This is a genomic window from Mycobacterium paraterrae, from assembly GCF_022430545.2.
Classification (GTDB): domain Bacteria; phylum Actinomycetota; class Actinomycetes; order Mycobacteriales; family Mycobacteriaceae; genus Mycobacterium; species Mycobacterium paraterrae.
Genome location: NZ_CP092488.2, coordinates 118,965 through 137,281, shown reverse-complemented (window position 1 = coordinate 137,281; position 18,317 = coordinate 118,965). Strand labels below are relative to the sequence as shown.

The 18,317-nt window shown below is 65.3% G+C and carries 16 protein-coding genes; 8 read left to right on the top strand and 8 right to left on the bottom strand.

Annotated elements, in window-relative coordinates; all coding sequences use genetic code 11:
• Nucleotides 1-211 precede the first annotated feature (211 nt).
• On the top strand, nucleotides 212-577 hold the full coding sequence (locus MKK62_RS00570; protein ID WP_240262891.1) for an STAS domain-containing protein: 366 nt from the start codon (nucleotides 212-214) through the stop codon (nucleotides 575-577).
• A gap of 25 nt (nucleotides 578-602) precedes the next feature.
• On the opposite strand, the gene MKK62_RS00565 is transcribed toward MKK62_RS00570, so the two are convergent.
• The 4 genes from MKK62_RS00565 to MKK62_RS00550 all read right to left on the bottom strand — a co-directional run bounded on the left by MKK62_RS00565 (nucleotide 603) and on the right by MKK62_RS00550 (nucleotide 5,582).
• Complete coding sequence (locus MKK62_RS00565; RefSeq protein WP_240262892.1) at nucleotides 603-1,139, bottom strand: hypothetical protein; 537 nt, start codon at nucleotides 1,137-1,139, stop codon at nucleotides 603-605.
• A 67-nt stretch (nucleotides 1,140-1,206) separates the two neighbouring features.
• Nucleotides 1,207-2,931 (bottom strand): GMC oxidoreductase, encoded by a 1,725-nt coding sequence (locus MKK62_RS00560; protein ID WP_240262893.1) that lies wholly within the window; start codon nucleotides 2,929-2,931, stop codon nucleotides 1,207-1,209.
• Nucleotides 2,928-4,424 carry a flavin-containing monooxygenase gene (locus MKK62_RS00555; protein WP_240262894.1) on the bottom strand — a complete coding sequence of 499 codons (1,497 nt, stop codon included), beginning with the start codon at nucleotides 4,422-4,424 and terminating at the stop codon, nucleotides 2,928-2,930. Before MKK62_RS00555 ends, MKK62_RS00560 begins: the two co-directional genes overlap by 4 nt.
• An 87-nt stretch (nucleotides 4,425-4,511) precedes the next feature.
• Complete coding sequence (locus MKK62_RS00550) at nucleotides 4,512-5,582, bottom strand: AraC family transcriptional regulator (RefSeq protein ID WP_240262895.1); 1,071 nt, start codon at nucleotides 5,580-5,582, stop codon at nucleotides 4,512-4,514.
• A gap of 53 nt (nucleotides 5,583-5,635) precedes the next feature.
• On the opposite strand from MKK62_RS00550, the gene MKK62_RS00545 reads away from it, so the two are divergent.
• Nucleotides 5,636-6,961, top strand: coding sequence for a cytochrome P450 (locus MKK62_RS00545; RefSeq protein ID WP_240262896.1), 1,326 nt, complete (start codon nucleotides 5,636-5,638; stop codon nucleotides 6,959-6,961).
• Here MKK62_RS00545 and MKK62_RS00540 read toward each other — a convergent pair.
• Both MKK62_RS00540 and MKK62_RS00535 read right to left on the bottom strand, forming a co-directional pair.
• Nucleotides 6,958-8,622: an acyl-CoA synthetase gene (locus MKK62_RS00540; protein ID WP_240262897.1), complete on the bottom strand. Its 1,665-nt coding sequence runs from the start codon at nucleotides 8,620-8,622 to the stop codon at nucleotides 6,958-6,960. The two genes, MKK62_RS00545 and MKK62_RS00540, sit on opposite strands and share 4 nt — an antisense overlap.
• Nucleotides 8,623-8,629: 7 nt before the next feature.
• Nucleotides 8,630-9,250 carry a PaaI family thioesterase gene (locus MKK62_RS00535; protein ID WP_240262898.1) on the bottom strand — a complete coding sequence of 207 codons (621 nt, stop codon included), beginning with the start codon at nucleotides 9,248-9,250 and terminating at the stop codon, nucleotides 8,630-8,632.
• 109 nt (nucleotides 9,251-9,359) lie between these two features.
• Between MKK62_RS00535 and MKK62_RS00530 the strand changes: the two genes are divergently transcribed.
• From MKK62_RS00530 to MKK62_RS00515, 4 genes are read left to right on the top strand one after another with little or no spacing between them, the layout of a single operon-like run.
• Nucleotides 9,360-9,803 (top strand): nuclear transport factor 2 family protein, encoded by a 444-nt coding sequence (locus MKK62_RS00530; protein WP_240262899.1) that lies wholly within the window; start codon nucleotides 9,360-9,362, stop codon nucleotides 9,801-9,803.
• A 9-nt stretch (nucleotides 9,804-9,812) separates the two neighbouring features.
• Nucleotides 9,813-10,919 (top strand): PHB depolymerase family esterase, encoded by a 1,107-nt coding sequence (locus tag MKK62_RS00525; protein WP_240262900.1) that lies wholly within the window; start codon nucleotides 9,813-9,815, stop codon nucleotides 10,917-10,919.
• Nucleotides 10,916-11,953, top strand: coding sequence for a TIGR03857 family LLM class F420-dependent oxidoreductase (locus tag MKK62_RS00520; protein ID WP_434085006.1), 1,038 nt, complete (start codon nucleotides 10,916-10,918; stop codon nucleotides 11,951-11,953). The genes MKK62_RS00525 and MKK62_RS00520 overlap by 4 nt, the downstream gene beginning before the upstream one ends.
• Nucleotides 11,954-11,962: 9 nt before the next feature.
• Nucleotides 11,963-12,799 (top strand): SDR family oxidoreductase, encoded by an 837-nt coding sequence (locus MKK62_RS00515; RefSeq protein WP_240262901.1) that lies wholly within the window; start codon nucleotides 11,963-11,965, stop codon nucleotides 12,797-12,799.
• A gap of 7 nt (nucleotides 12,800-12,806) precedes the next feature.
• Here the strand turns inward: MKK62_RS00515 and MKK62_RS00510 are convergent, their stop codons facing one another.
• Nucleotides 12,807-14,303, bottom strand: a complete 1,497-nt coding sequence (locus MKK62_RS00510) for an acyl-CoA carboxylase subunit beta (protein ID WP_240262902.1) — start codon at nucleotides 14,301-14,303, stop codon at nucleotides 12,807-12,809.
• A gap of 186 nt (nucleotides 14,304-14,489) precedes the next feature.
• Here MKK62_RS00510 and MKK62_RS00505 point away from each other — a divergent pair, with 186 nt between their 5' ends.
• Nucleotides 14,490-15,521, top strand: coding sequence for an LLM class F420-dependent oxidoreductase (locus MKK62_RS00505; RefSeq protein WP_240262903.1), 1,032 nt, complete (start codon nucleotides 14,490-14,492; stop codon nucleotides 15,519-15,521).
• Nucleotides 15,522-15,546: 25 nt separating this feature from the next.
• Nucleotides 15,547-16,767 (top strand): cytochrome P450, encoded by a 1,221-nt coding sequence (locus MKK62_RS00500; RefSeq protein ID WP_240263898.1) that lies wholly within the window; start codon nucleotides 15,547-15,549, stop codon nucleotides 16,765-16,767.
• Here MKK62_RS00500 and MKK62_RS00495 read toward each other — a convergent pair.
• Entirely contained in the window at nucleotides 16,764-18,122 is a 1,359-nt protein-coding gene (locus MKK62_RS00495; protein WP_240262904.1) for an HNH endonuclease signature motif containing protein, read from the bottom strand. The two genes, MKK62_RS00500 and MKK62_RS00495, sit on opposite strands and share 4 nt — an antisense overlap.
• Nucleotides 18,123-18,317: the final 195 nt, after the last annotated feature.

Here is an 18,317-nt window from a genome sequence, read left to right as displayed (position 1 = left end):
GGTGCGCTCCCAGTCGACGGCACGAGGCGCCGTCGGCGCCAATGCCCTCGTCGTAGGCGGGCGCGAATGGGAAATCCACGTAACGCCTGAGGCCAGCGGTTGTGATCCCGCACAGGCCGAGCGATACTCAGCGTGGGACGGGCGTAAGCAGGGCGGCCTGTTGGTTTTCTTCCGTCCCGGGTGGGCCGGATGACCGTAACGGAGCCGGGCCATGCTTCTCACCTCATATGTCGTAATCCGTGAATACGCCGTTGTCGTCAGCTTTAGCGGCGAGATCGACATGGCCGTCTCCGAAGCGTTCCGATCCGACCTGATGAAGGCGCTAGACGCGGCGTCGGCGATTCAGCCCACACCGCTGCTCATAGTCAACCTGCACGCCGTTTCGTTCTTGAGTAGCTCGGGTTTCAGCGAGCTTCTGCGAGTCCAGCGCGAAGCGGTCAGCCGAGGACTCGTCCTCGGCCTCATCACGAGTCACACGGTGCAACGTCTGATGAAGCGAATTCGGTTGGACGAGGTGTTGAGACCATTCTCGACGTTGGAGGATGCCGTGAGCGTTTTAACAGGTCTCGCAAGCTGATTCGCCGGACTTTTGCCGGACGTGACTAGAGCCAGCCGGTGCGGGCGGCCGCGACCGGTTCGGGCGGCGCCGGGGCCAATTCGCCGTCGCGCACCCCATCCAGCATCCGTTTGACCGCGGCGACGATGTCCGGCGCGGCGGCGGCAAGCCCGGCCTTGTCGGCCTCGCTGACCTCGTTCGGGTCGATGCCGGCGCGGGCCAGTACCGCCTCCGGGTCGGCCAGTTCACCGGTCAGCCAGGCGACGGGGTCGGCGGACAACTCGGGGACGAAGTTGCGTCGGCCCGGCTCCCACTCGGTGAAACGGGGATGGTGGTGTGCCCGGTCCAACGTTCCGGGCGGGCTCTCGGTGGATCCGAACAGGTCCACGCGCCACACCGGGCGGGCCAGCGTGATTGGCACACCGGCGTAGATCGAACCCTGCGGCTCGCCTTTGTCGACCAGCCGCAGCTCCAGCCTGACCCCGCGTTCCGGGGTTTCCTGCCCCTCGTTCGGGTCGGGGTCGACGAAGAACATGTCGCCGACGACCACCCCGAGCGTTTCGAATCCGAAAGCTGCAAACATGCTTCCGAGGGTAGACCAGCCGGGCGGCGACGCCTGCCGCCAAGCGGCGGGCTGACCAGAGGGGCAATCACGACCAACCGGGGGTTCCGATCTGACCCGTGAGTTGCAAAGCGCCCGGGGCGCTGGCCGGAACCGCGGGCCGCGTCGGCGCGACCGGAGCAACGCGCACGTACGGCGATCCTAGCGGTGGACGCGGATCGGGCTCGCCCTTGTTCGGCCAGAGCGACGTGGCGCGCTCAGCCAGCGCTGTGATGGTCAACGACGGGTTGACGCCGAGATTCGCCGTGATCGTCGAGCCGTCGATGACGTGCAACCCCGCATGGCCGTGCATGCGGTGGTAGGGATCCACGACGCCGTCGGCCGGAGTCTCCCCGATGACGCAGCCACCGATGAAGTGTCCGGTCATCGGAATGTCAGCCAGATCCGCCCACGCGCCGCCGGCGATGCCGTCAAGATGTTCGGCTGCGCGACGGGCGATTTCATGACCAACCGGGATCCATGTCGGGTTCGGGTCGCCGATCCCTTGACGAGTCTTCATGCGCCGCCCGAACAATCCGCGCCGGGTGTAGGTCGTTAGCGAGTTGTCGTGGGTCTGCATCACCAGCAGCGGAATGGTCTGCTGAGACCATCGTTTCGGATTGAGTAGCCGTCCCAGGTCTCGGCGTTGCCGCACAAGCTCTTTGAGCCCCGTCCGCCAGCGACGGCCACCATCCAAACCGTCGACCAGGACGGTCCCCAGTAGGCCCATGAGGTTGGAATCGTGGCCGTAGCGGCAGGGCTCGACGTGCGTGTGGTCGTCCGGATGGATCGAGGACGTGATCGCCACGCCTTCGGAATAGTCCACGTCGTCGCGACGCGCCCGTACCGCCAAGATTGCCTCGGAGTTGGTCCGCGACAGCTCGCCCAATCGAGGAGAGACGTGCGGCAGACTGCCGCGGTCACGCAGCCGGTGGAGCAGGCGTTGGCTACCGAGGGCGGCGGCCGAGAACACCACCTGTTCGGCGGTGATGGTGCGCTGCCGTCGGCGGATCTTCGCACCGGTGCGCACGGTCACCACGTCGTATCCACCGCGGGAACGCGGCACGACGTCGACGACGGTGGTCAAGGGCTGTACTTGTGCGCCGAGTTTCTCAGCGAGGTACAGGTAGTTCTTGACCAACGTGTTCTTGGCGTTGTGCCGGCAGCCGGTCATGCACTCACCACAGTGTCTACATGCGTTGCGGTCGGGTCCGGCTCCGCCGAAATAGGGGTCGCCGACTGAAGTACCAGGTGCGGCCAGCTTTCCGTCGGCGCCGCTGAAGCAGACGCCGACGCGAGTGGCGTGGAAGGAGTGCGCGACCCCAAGGTCGGTGGCAATCTGCAGCATGACCTTGTCCGACGGTGTCGTCCGTGGATAGGTCTCGACACCGAGCATCCGCTTCGCCTGGTCGTAACAGGGGCCGAGCTCCTCCTTCCAGTCGGTGATCGCGCTCCAGCGGGGGTCGGCATAAAAGGAGTCGCCGGGTTCGTAGAGTGTGTTGGCGTAGACCAGCGATCCGCCGCCGACACCGGCGCCACTGAGCACGACGGCATCGGACAACAGATCGATCCGCTGAATGCCGTAACAACCAATGGAGGGCCTGAACAGGTAGTCGCGCACGTGCCAGCTGTTCTTCGCGAAGTCTCGGTCGCGGAATCGTCGGCCCGCCTCGAGAACCCCGACGCGATAACCCTTTTCGCTCAGTCGAAGTGCGGTGACGCTGCCACCGAAACCAGATCCGATCACTAGGACGTCGTAGTCGAACCGCGTCATGCGTGAATGTCCTCTCGTGTGACGGCTGCGCGCTCGATTTCGATGAAGTCAGAGAAGGTGACTCGCTCTGTCCGGCGCTGATATTCGTGAACCAGCCCGGGCCAGTTGGTGGTCACGCGCCCGGAATCGGTGCGGTACCAGGAATCACAGGTGGTCCACACCCCCTTGTCGAGGCGCGATTGCACGTCGGCGTCGTACGCCTGCTCGACGGCCTGCCGCACCTCAAACGCGTGCGTCCCGCCGACGCGGATCAACTCGTCCATCACCTGGCGGATGTAGCGGGCCTGCTGTTCCATCATCAGGATGATCGAACTGCTGCCGAGGTTGGTGTTCGGTCCGTAGATCAGGAACATGTTCGGGAACCCGGGAACGGTCATCCCGAGATGAGCCCGGGCTCCGTCGGCCCACTGCTTGTGCAGGTCTCGTCCACCGCGGCCGAAAACCTCTATGGGCGTGAGGAACTCGGTGGCCTTGAATCCGGTGCCGTAAATAATGACGTCTACATCGTGGAGCCGGCCGTCTGCGGTCTGGACGCCGGTGGGCGTCACCGCGCTGATCGCGTCGGTCTCGACCTCGACGTTGTCGCAGGCCAGTGCCGGGTACCAGTCACTGCTGAACAGGACGCGCTTGCAGCCGATCGCGTAATCGGGCGTGAGTTTGGCCCGCAACGCCGGATCCTTGATGTGCCACTTCAGGTTCGCCGATGCGAGCAGGCCGACCAGCCGGGCCAGCATCGGAGCCTTGGTCAGCGCCAGGCTGAAGAACTCGGTGATCTGCCAGATCAGCCCGCGCATAGCCGCGGCAAAACCGGGCATCTTGCGAAACGCTTCGTGGTGTATCCGCGTGTAGCCGCGGTCCGGCTTCGGGACGACGTATGGCGCGGAGCGCTGAAAGACTGTGACGTGTTTGGCAAGCCGGCGGATGCGCGGGACGAACTGAATCGCCGACGCGCCGGTGCCTAGTACCGCGACACGCTTGCCGGTCAGGTCGAGATCATGCCGCCACTGGGCCGAATGGAAGGAGGGGCCCGCGAAGCTGTCGAGACCGGGGATCGACGGCAGTGACGGCCGCGACAGCTGACCCGTCGCGGGCACCAGGACGTCGGCCTCGAATACCTCACCGTGCGACGTGGTCACCCGCCAGCTTCCGCTGGTGTCGTCGAAGCGGGCCGAGGTGACCTCGACGCCCGTCCGCACCAACTTGCGCAGGCCGAGGCGCTCGGCGGTGTCGTGAATGTAGCCCAGAATGTCGGTTTGCTCGGCATATCGCCGTCCCCAATCGGTCTTCGGCGCGAAGGAGTACGAGTACAGGTTTGACGGGACGTCGCAGGCCGCGCCGGGATAGGTGTTCTCCCGCCAGACGCCGCCGATGTCGCCGGCCTTCTCCAGCACCAAGACGTCGGCGCGGCCGTCCTTAGACAGCTCGTGGGCGGCAGCCAGACCCCCGAAACCGGCTCCGATGACGAGGACGCGGGGGCGATAGGTCGAGGTCATGCTGTCGACGTTAGGAGCGGCGCCGGAGTCTGAGGAGCCGATTGCGGTCGGTAAATCCATAATTCCGGCCACGGTTGACAGCGGTTGTTACACGGCGAGTCGCCCCGGCGGTGCCGTCGAACGCTGATAGCGGGCCGGGGTAGTGCCCGTCCATCGTTTGAATGCGGCGATGAAACTGGTCGACTCCGCATAACCGAGTCGCAGCGCCACGTCTTCGACCGACAGCGCTCCTGTTGCCAACATCTCTTCGGCCAGCACCCGGTGCACCTCCTCGACGAGGTCGCGAAACGTCGTATTCTCCTCGGCCAGACGCCGCCGCAGCGTTCGCTCGCTCATTGCCAGGTGTCGGGCAACGTCGGCGATCAGGTGGGGTTCACCATCGATCGAGGCCAGCAGGTCGCGCACCTGACGGGCGACGCCCGTGCGCGCCCGACGACGTTCCAGCAACTCCTGGCACTGCTGCTTGCATGTCGCAACCGTCATCTCGCTGGCCTGAGGCAGCCGGATGTCTAGCATCTCGGCCGGAAAGCTCGCCGCGTTGATCGGCGCGTTATAACGCGGCGCCGCACCAAACATTTCCCGGGCCGCTGAGTCGCCCGATGAGGGTGCGGCACCGGCGAATTCGATCGACAACACTGGGACTGGAGCGCCCAACAACCCCGCCATGACAGTGGCGATGGCGGCTAGATCCCGGCGCACCAGGAAGTCGGCGACGGGACCGGACAGGTCAGGCAGCTCGAGCCGCAACGCGGCGATTTCCGCGTCGACGACCACGCTCGGCAGGCAGAACCCGTAACTGAGCTCGTAAAAACGGGCGGCGAACCGCACCGCGTCGCCCAGCGTGGAGCTGGTCAGGCACGCGAAGCCGAAGATCCCGAGTGACCCGACGTGGTAGCGGCTGCCAAGCTCGATGCCCAGGTCGGCCGCGCCGGTGTCGCCGCCCATTAGCTCGACCAGATTGGTCGCGACCGCCAGTTCCTGGCGGCCCACGATCGTCAGATTGGGGTTGCGTAAGTCGGGCTCAGCCAGTCCTGAGTCACACAGAATGTCTGCGACCGCAAGCCCGCGCTCGCAACCGAATTCGGCCATCAACGCGACGCTGACCGTGCTGCGCGGGAAATCCCAATGGGACACGTGCTGTCCCGCGAACACCTTCATGTATTTAAGTATGGGCGACGAGCGCGAAGCATCGGCGGCGTCCCATTAGGCTCATGCCCAGTCGAACGACGGGGAGTGTGGGACGCATGGGCCTGGCGGTCCGGGACTGGACGCATTGGGCGACAGGCTATGGGCTGCCGCGGGTAATGCTCAAACTGCTGGCAAGGCAGGGTGATCCGCTGGCAAGGTTACTGACGATCGACAGCAAGCCGGTCGACGATATTTATCCGCTGATCGAGCAGATTCGCGCGCGGGGACGGATGTCGCGCATACCGGGAGCCGGCTGGGTGAGTGTCGACGCGCAGATTCTGCGCGAGCTGCTGCGCGACAGCCGGATCAGGACCGCAAAACCCAACGATCGGTCGCCGTTTCGGCTCGGCGAATGGATCCTTGCCAAAAGCGACCCGGACGTGATGAATCCGATCGAACCACCGTCGATGCTGGTCACCGATCCGCCCGAGCATGCCCGGCTACGCAAACCCGTCACGCGGGCATTCACGCCGCGGGCGCTGGATCGACTTCGCACGCGCATTCACGATCTTGCTCACGGGCTGCTCGACGAGCTGGACGGCAGGGAACAGTGCGATCTGGTCGCCGAGTACGCCTCCCAGATCCCGATGGCAGTGATCGCCGAGTTGATGGGGATGCCACGCGACGACACGCCCTATCTTCTACACGTAGCCGAGACCGCCACGAATTTGCTTGGCATCGTCGGCCCATCGTGGCGCGATTTCCGGTCCGGCATCACTATCTTGCGCGAATTCGAAGGGTATGTGGGAAAGCACGTCGAGCGGCTACGGGGCAGCGACGGCGATAGCATCCTGTCCGACGTCATCCGCCACGGCGATCTGACCGACGACGAACTGACCATGCTTGTGGCGTTGCTGTTCGGCGCCGGGTTCATCACCACGACCCACATCTTGGGCAAGGCCGTCATTGCTCTGGTTCGTCATCCGGATCAGCTTGCCGCGCTGTGCGCGAATCCCAACGGATGGCCCAACGCGGTCGAGGAAATCCTGCGTTATGACACGCCGGTTCAAGTCGTACCCCGGGTTGCGGCGGAAGACGTTGAGATCGGGGGTTATTCGATCCGGGCGGGCGAGGCGGTATTCATCATGTACGGCGGCGCCAACCGAGACCCAGCTGTCTTCGACGAACCGGGCGCCTTCGACACCACCCGCGCGAACGCCCGCGACCACCTCACCTTCGGAACCGGTGTGCATACCTGCCTGGGCGCCGCCCTCGGCCGGATGGAGGTTCAGATCGGCCTGCAGGCGCTGTTCGAGCGCTTCCCGCAGTTGAGCCTCGCCGGCGAGCCGACCTACAACAACATCATCGGACTGCACGGGCTCAAGCATTTGCCGGTGTCGCTGGGTTAAGCCTCGCTCACCGCTTGCTCGCGCGCCCACCGGTAGTCGGCCTTGCCTGCCGGGCTGCGCTCGATCGTGGTCCGGAAAACGATCGCCTTCGGCAGCTTGTAGCGGGCCAAAGTCTGGGCGGCGTGGTCGATAAGCTCGCTAGCCTCGGCGTGCGCGCCGTCGGCCAGTGCGACGACGGCGACGACTTCCTGACCCCACCGTTCGCTCGGACGTCCGGTGACCACCACGTCGGTCACGGCGGGATGGGATGCGATCGCCGTCTCGACCTCTTCGACGAAGATCTTCTCGCCGCCGGAGTTGATCGTGACCGAATCGCGGCCCAGCAGTTCGACCCGGCCGTCGGCCAGAACTCGTGCCCGGTCGCCCGGAACCGCGTACCGCACGCCATCGATCACCGGGAAGGTCGCGGCCGTCTTGGCCGCGTCACCCTTGTAGCCCAGTGGCACGTAACCTTTTTGGGCTAGCCAGCCCATGCCGTCGTGACCCGGCTGCAGCAACGAGCCCAGGTCGTCCGCGGCGACGAAGGTGTCCGGGCCGGCATTGAACACGCCCGTGGACACCGTTCCCGACGTCGACATGTGATGCATCTGCGCGCCGGTCTCCGACGAGCCGACACCGTCGACGACGAGGGCATTGGGCAGCACTTCGATCAGCCGCTGCTTGACGTAGGGCGTCAGAAGCGCACCTCCGTTGGCCACCACTGCCAGCGACGACACGTCGGCTGCCCCGTCTTGGCGCGCCTTCTCGATGGCGGCGACCAACGGCCGCGCCATTGCGTCGCCCACAACGGTGACGGTCATGACCTTCTCGCGTTCGATGGTTCGCACCACGTCGTCTGCGTCCAAATGATCTACGACAGAAGGGAACACGACGGTCTGGCCGGTCGTGATCGCCGTCATGACACTCCACTGCGCGGCGCCGTGAATCAGCGGCGGCAAGATCATCAATTTAGTGGGAGTGCTTGCATCCAGCCGCGCCACGATCTCTTCGAGTGAATGCGTTGGCTCGCCGGTCATGAGATTGCGGCCGCCGAATGACGTCATGAAGATGTCGTGTTGGCGCCACAGCACGCCTTTGGGCATCCCGGTGGTGCCGCCGGTGTACAGGACGTAGAGGTCGTCGGGGGAGTGCTCGACGGCAGGCGCCGGGCATTGCGAGTTGATCGCGATCTCGTAGTCCACGGCGCCGTCGAGCAGATCGTTGCCGGAGTCGTCGGCGATCTGGATCAGCACTCGCAGCTGTGGAAGATCCGGCAATACCTCGGCAACCCGGGGAGCGAACGCGCTGTGATAGATCAACGCCGTCGCGCCGGAATCGGCGAGCAGATACTGCAACTCGCTCTTGACGTAGCGGAAGTTCACGTTGAAGGGCGCCACCCGCGCGGCGAACGCGCCGAGCAGCGACTCGACGAACTCGTTGCCGTTATAGGCGTACAGGCCGACGAGATCCTGGCCCACCTGGTGGCCGTCGAGCGCCGACCGCTCGGTGTGAAAGCCGAGCCCACGCGAGTGCAGGTAGGCGGCGAGCCGCCGCGACCGGTCCACCACCTCGGCGTAGGTGAAGCGGTGGTCCCCCTGGACGATCAGCTCGCGGTCCGGAATTGTCGCCGCGACGGCGGCCGTGACGGCGGGGACGGTGAATTCGACTGCAGTGTCGGGCATTTCGACCTCACGGCTGGTGCGGAAGCAAGCGGACCATCAGGCCGCTGGCTTCGCTGAGTACCGCGCCGTCGGCCGAGGTCATAGTAGCCTCTATGAAAACCTTGCGGCCGTCGATGTCGCGGATCTCGCCCCGAGCCACTAGTGGCTCGTCGATCGGGGTGATCTTGCGATAGTCGACGTGGAGGTATGCCGTCCTGGTGAGGAAGATTCCCGCAGCGGTCACCGTCATGCCGAGTAGCCAGTCGTAAAGCAGCGGGATGATGCCGCCGTGTACCGCACGATTGCCACCGACATGCGCCTCGGTGAAGTGGCCGGCCATGGTCACGCCGTCGGCGCCGGCCTCGTCCACCGTCCACGGCGGCATCAGCGGATGAGCCAGCCCGGGAATCGTCAGCACACGGCCGGCGACGGCTTTGGTCTCGGGGACCTGATGCCCATCCAGGAGTGCGCAGGCACTCTCGAGATGGGACGCCGCTTCGGCCCACAGAGCGCCCCCGGGATCGGTGGAGACCGTCAGGTCATGCAGTCGGCGCAGCGCTGTCACGAATCGGCCGAGCTCCTCGGGCGCGTCCTCGACCGGCCTGACTTCTGGGAATCCACCGCGGGCGGTGGGCGCGGTGTCGGTCACGACGGCTCCTCAAGCCTGAGCGGGAGTGTCACGATGGTGCCTCGTGGCGTCATCGCGGAGATACTAAGTACGTTACAGTAATGTCTTCAGGTCCAGGAGGTATCTGCACGTGGCGGACGAGCTCGAAGCAATCCGACAGTTGAAAGCCCGCTACTGCCGCTTTCTCGACGCGAAGGACGAAGCCGGATGGCGCAGTGTTTTCAGCGACGACGTGGTCGTTCTGTTGGACATGGCGGTGTCCACCGGTGGGGCCGATCCGATGACCGGGCCACCCGTCGAGGGCGCCGACACATTCGTCCCGATGGTGCTCGGCAGCCTCGAGGGCGCCGCGACGATGCACCACTGCCACACGCCGGAGATCACCCTGACCTCGCACGAGACGGCCACCGGCATCTGGGCCATGGAAGATTGGATCGTCTTCGCCAACGGCAACGAGCTGCACGGCGCGGGCCATTATCACGAGACTTACGAGAAGCGCGACGGCGCTTGGCGGATCAAGACGCTGCACCTGACCCGGACCATTCAGCAGATCACCGGTGACGCCACGGTATAGGTGGGCGACATGTCATTGGCGACGCTCGGCTTGACCGCGACGCGCGAACTGGGCCTGCTGATCCCGCGCACGGTGGCTGGGCTGAACGCGTCGACCGGATGGAATCCGGCTACGCCACGCGGTGTGCGTCAATTCGGTGAGGTCATGTTGGACGAGCTTGTGCTGGCCGGCTTTTCGTTGCTCGGCGGGACGCCGGCAGGCATCCGGTCGGCAGACGAGTGTCGGGAGGCGGCCGAGGAATTGTCGGCCATGGGCATCGACGGGGCGCACGCCGATCCGGCTCCGCTTCAGCCGAAGACGATCGAACGCAAGCGGATTGCCGGATTGTCATTCGAGCGGCTGACTTTCGAACACGACCCGGCGTTGCCGCGGGCGTTGGCCGCCGAGGGGCTGGGCCGCCCGGTCAACGCCGTCGTACACCTGTGCCGGCACACCGAGGGGCCGCGACCGTGGCTGATCTGGGTGCATGGCGCGGGTCAGGGTGGCGTCGAGGATCTGCTGTTGACCCGGATCGGGCGCATCCATCGCCAGCTGGGGTTCAACGTCGCGATGCCGGTGCAGCCCGGCCATGGTTGCCGGCGGCAGGAGTGGCCGGCCTACCCGGACATGGATCCGCTCGGCAATGTGGCCGGCATGATGCGCTCGGTGTCGGAGATCAGGGCGGTCACGAAGTGGGTGTCTGCACAGGCCAGTGCGGTTGTGGTGTGCGGGATTTCGATGGGAACCCCGGTCGCGGCCCTGGTATCGCATCTCGAACGCGACGTCGATGCGGTGGGTCTGTACACGCCGATCCTCGGTCTCAACGCCATGATCGCGCAGCACCTCGGTCGCTGGGGCTCGTCGCGGACCGAATTTCGGGAACTGCTGGAGTCGCCGGTGGTGGGGAAGCTGACCTCGGTGATCGACCCGCTTGCGGTCGACCCCGCGCCACCGCCGGAACGACGGCTGATCGTCGGCGCGTGGCATGACCGTATGGCGATGCGCGCACCCACCGACGCGCTACACAAGCGCTGGGGTGGCCAGCTCTACTGGTACGACGGCAGCCATGTCGGTCATGTTTTCTCCCGCAAGGTCTTTGGGGTCACCGAGCGATTTCTCTGCGGAGTTGTCGCGTGACGTCCCTCGACGAATTGGGCTACTACTTGCTGGCCGGCGCGGGTGGCGAGGGTCCGGCGACGTTGATGGACGAGGCCCGTCGCGGCGAGGAGCTGGGTTTCGGCACCGCGTTCATCTCCGAACGGTGGAACGTCAAGGAGGCCTCGTCGCTGGTGGGCGCGGCGTGTGCGGTGACCAGCCGGATGCGGATCGCCACCGCCGCCACTAATCACAACACCCGCCATCCGCTCATCACCGGGTCCTGGGCGACGACCATGCACCGCTTGTCCGGCGGACGCTTCACCCTCGGCGTCGGCCGCGGCATCGCCGCCATCTACGGGGCGTTCGGTATCCCGGCCGTGACTACCGCGCAGATAGAGGACTGGGCTCAGGTGATGCGCCGGCTGTGGCACGGCGAGGTGATCTTCAACCACGACGGGCCGATGGGCAAGTACAACATCTTGTTCCTCGACCCCGACTTCGACGAGGACATCCGGCTGGCGCTGGTCGCGTTCGGGCCTAAAACGCTGGCACTGGGCGGCCGGGTGTTCGACGACGTCATCCTGCACACCTACTTCACCCCGGAGACGTTGCAGCGGTGCGTGAAAACGGTCAAAGATGCCGCGGAGCGGGCCGGCCGCGATCCCGACAGCGTGCGGGTGTGGTCGTGCTTTGCAACGGTCGGCGACCATCTGCCCGAGGAGTTGCGCCTGAAGAAGACGGTCGCGCGACTGGCCACCTACCTGCAGGGCTATGGCGACTTGCTGGTGCGGACCAATAACTGGGATCCCGCTGTGCTGGAACGATTTCGGTCCGACCCGGTGGTGACCTCCATCGCCGGCGGCATCGACCACAAGGCGACTGCCGATCAGATCGAGCACATCGTGACGTTGATCCCCGACGAATGGCTGGAGCCGTCGGCCACCGGGTCGCCCGGGCAGTGTGTCGAGCGCATCGGCAAGGAATTCGATTACGGCGCCGACGCGGTGATCATGCACGGCGCGACCCCCGATGAACTCGAGCCGATTGTCACGGCCTACCGGGCGACCAGGTAGGAATGACCCATGTCGACGTATCTGCAAGGCAAGGTCATCATCGTCACGGGCGCCGCCAGCGGCTTCGGCAAGCTGATCTCGGAGAAATGCGCCGCAGGCGGCTCGAAGGTGGTCGGCGTGGACGTGAGCGTCGACGCCCTCGAGGAGGTGTTTGCGGGGATCCGCGCCGCCGGCCACGACGGCATCGCGCAGGTGGCCGACGTCACCGACATGGATCAAATGCGTTCAGCGGCAAAGTATGCCGTCGACGCCTACGGTCGCATCGACGTGATCGTCAACAACGCCGGTGTGATGCCGCTGGCCTACTTCTCCGATCACGAGGTCGCGTGGGAGAAATGGCATAAGGCAATCGACATCAACATCAAGGGCGTCGTCAACGGAATCGCTGCGGTCTACGACACGATGATCGAGCAGGGCCGGGGCCAGGTGGTCAACATCTCGTCGATCTACGGTAACGCCGGGACCGAAGGCTCCGGTGTCTACAGCGCGACGAAGGCCGCCGTCGACGCGCTGTCCGAGTCGTTGCGGGTGGAGGCGCAGGGCAAGATCAAGGTGACCAACCTCAAGCCGACCGGCGTCCTCGGGACGCATCTGGCTGCCGGTGTGGTGAACCCGCTCGCTGTAACCGGCATCCTCGGGCACAAGGCGCCATTGTTCTTCGAAGGCGTGGCCAACGCGGAGAACGGCACGCTGCGGCCCGAGCAACTCGACGTCGACTCGATCGGCTACTGGCTGATCAACCCTGACGATCTGACCGACGCCGTCGTTCATGTCATCGACCAACCCTGGGGCATCAACATCAGCGACGTGACCGTGCGGGCCAGCGGCGAAAACTACATTTTCTGAGCAGCTTTCAGGGCATGATGGCGATCCGCGCCACCGGCTCGGGTGCGACCTGGCGACTCGACAGACCGCGCTTGAGGGCGGCCAGCAACGCGTCCCGCGTCTCACGCGGATCGATCAGCTCGTCGAAGCCCATGTGCTCGGCGGAGCGATAGGACGCCTGCAACTCGGCGTCGCGCAGCCGCGTGGTCAGGTCTTCACCCGCATGCGACGCCCTGCTCAACGCCGCCGCGCTCATCGCGCCCATCGTGGCGCCGGGGTAGGCGAACGTCGCACCTTGCCCGTCGAAACTCAACAACGACATGACCATCGAGCCGAAGCCGTAGGCCTTGCGCAGCGTGACATGCAATTTGACCGTGCTCGCCACTGTTTGAGCGACGAACATCCGGCCGCCGGCCCGCAGTACACCGCTGCGCTCCGAGCGACTCCCTGGCAACATGCCTGGATTGTCGGCCAGAAACACGATCGGCAGATGGAACGAGTCGGCCACGGTGATGAAATGCGCCGCCTTGTCGGCAGCGTCGGCGTCGATGGAGCCGGCCAGCACCTGCGGCTGGTTGGCCACCACCGCGACCGGGTGTCCTCCAAGATGGGCCAGCGCGCAGATGATCGCCTTGCCGAATCGCGGCTGGACCTCGAACCAGTCCGGCCGGTCGAAGATCACGTCGAGCACCGACCGCATGTCGTAGATCCGGCGGTTGTCGCGCGAGACGATGTCGACCAGTTCCGGGGTTTGCCGCGGTCTGGTTTCCTCGTCCTCCGGCAGCTGCGACGCGTACGACCATGCGCTGCAAGGGAAGTAGGCCAGATAGCGGCGGATGTCGTCGAGGACGGCTTCGTCGCTGTCGCCGACGTTGTGGATCACGCCACTCGGCAACGCGACACTGGGGCCGCCGAGGTCTTCCTTTGAAATATCCTCGCCAGTCGACTCTTTGACGACGGGCGGACCGGCGGTGAAGATCGCGCCCTGATCGCTCATGATGCGGAAGTCACACACCGGCGCTACCAGCGCGCCGTGCCCGGCCGAAGGGCCCAGCACGGCGGCCACGGTCGGGACCCGGCCCGAGCATTGCGCCTGAGCGAGCAGATCGGTCGGGGAGCGGCCGTAGTGCCCACCGGTCGGCCGAAACCCCGCTCCCTCCAGCAGCATCACTAGCGGAATCTTGTCTCGCACGGCCAACTCGGCAATCCGATAGCGCTTGGAGTTGCCACCCGGTCCGATGCTGCCCGCCAGCGTGGTGAAGTCCTCGGCTCCGAGCATCACCGGCGAGCCGTTGATCAACCCGGAGCCGACGACGATGCCGTCGGCGGCGGTCTCGCCACCGACCATCGTTCCAATTTCACGAAAAGAACCGGGGTCGAGCAGGTATTCGATGCGTCCCCGGGCATCGAGTTTGCCCTTGCCGTGGTGTTTGGCGAGTCGCTCCGGACCGCCCATCGCCCGCGCGCGCTCTCGGCGCTGGGACAGGTCGTCGAGCGTTTCCTCCCAGTCGGGGAGTTTGGTCATGGGCCTGCCCTCATCGTCGACGCCTGCTACTGAAGTGCTTACTGTAGCCTCTGCGAGAGATGGACGGCCAGCGGCGGGTGGCGTCTTTGCCCGGCGCGACCGATGACATTGACCCTACCGAATTGCTTACTGTAGCTTCACGAGTATGACGTCGGCGCACTCCGAACAGCGGTGGAGTGCGCACAGGTGAGCGCTGTGCGATCGGCTCGCCTGAAGGTCGACGGCGGCATCTTCACCGACCTGGCGCGGGTCCCGGACCTGGCCCGCGAGCTCGAGCACCAGGGTTTCGACGCAGCCTGGACCGGAGAGATCAACCACGATCCCTTCTTTCCGTTGCTGCTTGCCGCCGAACACACCTCACGACTCGACATCGGCACCAGCATTGCGGTTGCCTTCGCGCGCAACCCGATGACCGTCGCCAACGTTGGTTGGGACTTGCAGACGTACTCGCAGGGCCGCTTCATCCTGGGCCTCGGTACCCAAGTCAAGCCGCACATCGAGAAGCGGTTCAGCATGCCCTGGGGTAGGCCGGTGGACCGCATGCGTGAGTTTGTGCTTGCGTTGCATGCGATCTGGTCGACGTGGAAGGACGGCACCCGACTGAGTTTCGAGGGTGAATTCTACACACACAAGCTGATGACGCCGATGTTCACGCCTGAGCCGCAAGCATTCTCGACGCCCAAGATCTTCATCGCCGCCGTTGGCGAGGCCATGACCGAGATGTGTGGTGAGGTCGCCGACGGCGTTCTGGCCCATGCCTTTACGACGCGGCAATATCTACACGACGTCACGATACCGGCCGTGCAGCGCGGGCTGCAGCGCTCTGCACGCGATCGCGACGCGTTCGAGGTGTCGTGTCCGGTGTTTGTGGTGACTGGCCGCGACGAGGACGAGATGGACGCAAGTTCGGCCGGCGTCCGCAAGCAAATTGCGTTCTACGGCTCGACACCGGCCTACCGCAAGGTGCTCGAGCTGCACGGGTGGGGCGACGTCGCCGACGAACTGCATCGGCTGTCGGTGCTGGGCGAGTGGGACGTGATGGCGACGTTGATCGACGACGAGATCCTCGGCGCGTTCGCCGTGGTTGCGACGATCGACAAGCTCGCCACCGCTCTGAAGGACCGCTGCGACGGTGTGATCGACCGCGTGATGCCGTCGTTTCCCCGCACCCTGTCCACCGATACCGTCATAGCGGTGTTGAACGAGTTGCGCGACTGAGGAGTTACCGATGAGCACGCCGACAATGGATGACGCTGCCAAGGTTCTTGCCGACCCGCAGGCCTATACCGATGAGCCGAAACTGCATGCGGCACTAAAGCACCTGCGGACGAATGCCCCAGTGTCCCGCGTCGAGGTGCCGAACTACGCCCCGTTCTGGGCGATCACCAAACATGCCGACATCGTGGATGTCGAGCGCAACAACGTGTTGTTCACCAACTGGCCGCGGCCGGTGTTGACCACGACCGAGGGTGACGAGTTGCAGGCCGCCGCGGGGGTTCGCACGCTGATTCACCTCGACGATCCGCAGCATCGTGTGGTGCGGGCGATCGGCGCGGACTGGTTTCGGCCAAAAGCAATGCGCGCCTTGAAGGTCCGGGTCGACGAGCTGGCCAGAACCTACGTCGACAAGATGTTGGCGGTGGGGCCCGAATGCGACTTCGTGCAGGAGGTCGCGGTGAATTACCCGCTGTACGTGATCATGTCGCTGTTGGGCATACCCGAGTCCGACTTCTCCAGGATGCTCACGCTGACCCAGGAATTGTTCGGCAGCGACGACAGCGAGTTCAGACGCGGCAGCAGCAACGAAGACCAGCTGCCCGCGCTGATGGACATGTTCGGGTACTTCAACGGTGTCACCGCAGCTCGTCGCGAGCATCCGACATCAGACTTGGCGTCGGCGATCGCCAACGCCCGTATCGACGGCGAGCCGCTGTCGGACATCGAAACCGTCTCCTACTACCTGATTGTCGCGACGGCCGGGCACGACACCACCAGTGCGACCATCTCCGGTGGGCTACACGCCCTGGTCGACAATCCGGATCAGTTGCATCGGCTGCGCGACAATCCCGGCCTGATGCCGCTGGCCACCGAGGAAATGATCCGATGGACCACGCCGGTCAAGGAATTCATGCGAACCGCCGCCGCGGACACCGAACTACGTGGGGTGCCGATCGCCGCGGGGGAGTCGCTGCTGCTGTCCTACGTCTCGGGCAACCGGGACGAGGACGTCTTCGCCCACCCGTTCCGGTTCGATGTCGGGCGCGAGCCGAACAAGCATCTAGCCTTCGGTTACGGCGTGCACTTCTGCCTGGGAGCCGCGCTGGCCCGGATGGAAGTCAGCAGCTTCTTCGCGGAGCTGGTTCCTCGACTGAAATCCATTGAGCTGAACGGCGATCCGGAATTCGTCGCGACGACGTTCGTCGGCGGCCTCAAGCACCTGCCCGTCCGGTATTCGCTGCACTAGGGGCCATCGTCCTCGTCGGGGGACAGTAGCTTTTCGGGGTGGTGGTAGGTGTTGATTCTCGGTTGGCCGCGGTCGAGGTGGGGTGGTGGGATCCATTCGGTTTCGCCGCGGTGGTTTTTTCGGGTGGTCCAGCCTTGTTCGGTGAAGGCGTGGTTGGGCGGACAGGTCAGGGTCATGTGGTTGACGTCGCTGATGGGGTGGGTGCGGTAGGGGTCGTCGTGGTGGACCTGGCAGTGGTAGCCCGAGACGTCGCAGCTGGGGAAGGTGCAGCCGCGATCTCTGGCGATCAGGACGAGCCGTTGGGCGGGTGTGGCCAGGCGTTTGGTGTGATACAGCGCCAACGCTTTGCCGCGCTCGAAGATGGCCAGGTAGTGATGCGCGTGTTGGGCCAGCCGGATGACATCGGACATCGGCAGCAGGGTGCCCCCGGCGGTCAAACCCCGCCCGGCGCCGGCTTCTAGCTCCTCGAGTGTGGTGGTGACGATGATGCTGGTGGGTAGCCCGTTGTGCTGGCCCAGGTCACCGGAGGCCAGCAGGGCGCGCCCGGCAGTGAGCAGGGCGTCGTGGGTGCGTTGGTGGGCGCCGCGGGTGTCGCCCTGGATCGCGTCCTGCGACGGGGTACCCGACACACACGGGGTGTCATCGTTGGGGTTGCACATGCCGGGTGCGGCCAGTTTGGCGAACACCGCATCCCAGGTGGCCCGCGCCTCCGGGGTGAGCCAGCCTGACAGCCGGCTCATGCCGTCGATGTCCTGGCGGCCGAACACGACCCCGCGGCGCTTAGCCCGATCCACGTCGGTGAAGTCGCCGTCGGGGTTGAGGCAGTCCATCAGCCGGTCGGCCAGTTTCGACAATTCGTCGGGGCGGTGTTCGGTGGCGCGCTGGGCGAGTTCTTGTTCGGCGCGTGCGCGGGTGCCGACATCGACAAAGTCGGGGATCCGTTGCCAAAACGAGCGGATCACCGCGACATGGCCGGCGCCCAGCTCCCCGGCGCGTTGGGCGGCGGCGGTCGCGGGCAGCACCGGCTGCAACGGTTCCCCGTTCAAGGCCCGGCGCTGGCCCAAATCAGCGGCTTCGTGGATACGGCGGGAGGCCTCTGAACGGCTGATCCGGAGCCGGTCGGCCAGCACCGCGGGCAGTTTCCCACCCAGCACCGCCTGGTCTTCGTGGCCCAGCTCGTTGATCAACTCGTGCTCGACCGCGGGCAGCTGCCGGCGGAACACCTCGAAGCTTTCCAGGACGTTGAGCCGCTCGGGGGTGGTCAACGCGTCGAACCCGAGGTCCAGGGTGCGTTTCATCGCAGCGCGCAGCGCGTCGAGACCCTCGACGACATCCTCACGACTACTCGCACGCATGTTCGAATTCTAACGACACCCACCGACATCCGAAGAAACTCATCCACAGCTGAAACCACAGTGACGCAAGTGGTTTGCGGTCCTGGTGCGCCCATCGAGACCGAGTCAAGTCCGCCGGTCTTGATCTCGTGCGCCAGCAAGGGGACGCGCCGCGCCAGGCATCGGTTCCGCGCGTTGCGCCAGGCATCGGTTCCA

Bases quoted from the DNA above. Each gene is read 5' to 3' on its own strand.
- MKK62_RS00515 (WP_240262901.1), top strand. From the start codon at position 11,963: ATGTCGACGTATCTGCAAGGCAAGGTCATCATCGTCACGGGCGCCGCC.
- MKK62_RS00510 (WP_240262902.1), bottom strand. From the start codon at position 14,303: ATGACCAAACTCCCCGACTGGGAGGAAACGCTCGACGACCTGTCCCAG.
- MKK62_RS00565 (WP_240262892.1), bottom strand. From the start codon at position 1,139: ATGTTTGCAGCTTTCGGATTCGAAACGCTCGGGGTGGTCGTCGGCGAC.
- MKK62_RS00555 (WP_240262894.1), bottom strand. From the start codon at position 4,424: ATGACCTCGACCTATCGCCCCCGCGTCCTCGTCATCGGAGCCGGTTTC.
- MKK62_RS00550 (WP_240262895.1), bottom strand. From the start codon at position 5,582: ATGAAGGTGTTCGCGGGACAGCACGTGTCCCATTGGGATTTCCCGCGC.
- MKK62_RS00570 (WP_240262891.1), top strand. From the start codon at position 212: ATGCTTCTCACCTCATATGTCGTAATCCGTGAATACGCCGTTGTCGTC.
- MKK62_RS00525 (WP_240262900.1), top strand. From the start codon at position 9,813: ATGTCATTGGCGACGCTCGGCTTGACCGCGACGCGCGAACTGGGCCTG.
- MKK62_RS00495 (WP_240262904.1), bottom strand. From the start codon at position 18,122: ATGCGTGCGAGTAGTCGTGAGGATGTCGTCGAGGGTCTCGACGCGCTG.
- MKK62_RS00560 (WP_240262893.1), bottom strand. From the start codon at position 2,931: ATGACGCGGTTCGACTACGACGTCCTAGTGATCGGATCTGGTTTCGGT.
- MKK62_RS00500 (WP_240263898.1), top strand. From the start codon at position 15,547: ATGGATGACGCTGCCAAGGTTCTTGCCGACCCGCAGGCCTATACCGAT.
- MKK62_RS00545 (WP_240262896.1), top strand. From the start codon at position 5,636: ATGCCCAGTCGAACGACGGGGAGTGTGGGACGCATGGGCCTGGCGGTC.
- MKK62_RS00540 (WP_240262897.1), bottom strand. From the start codon at position 8,622: ATGCCCGACACTGCAGTCGAATTCACCGTCCCCGCCGTCACGGCCGCC.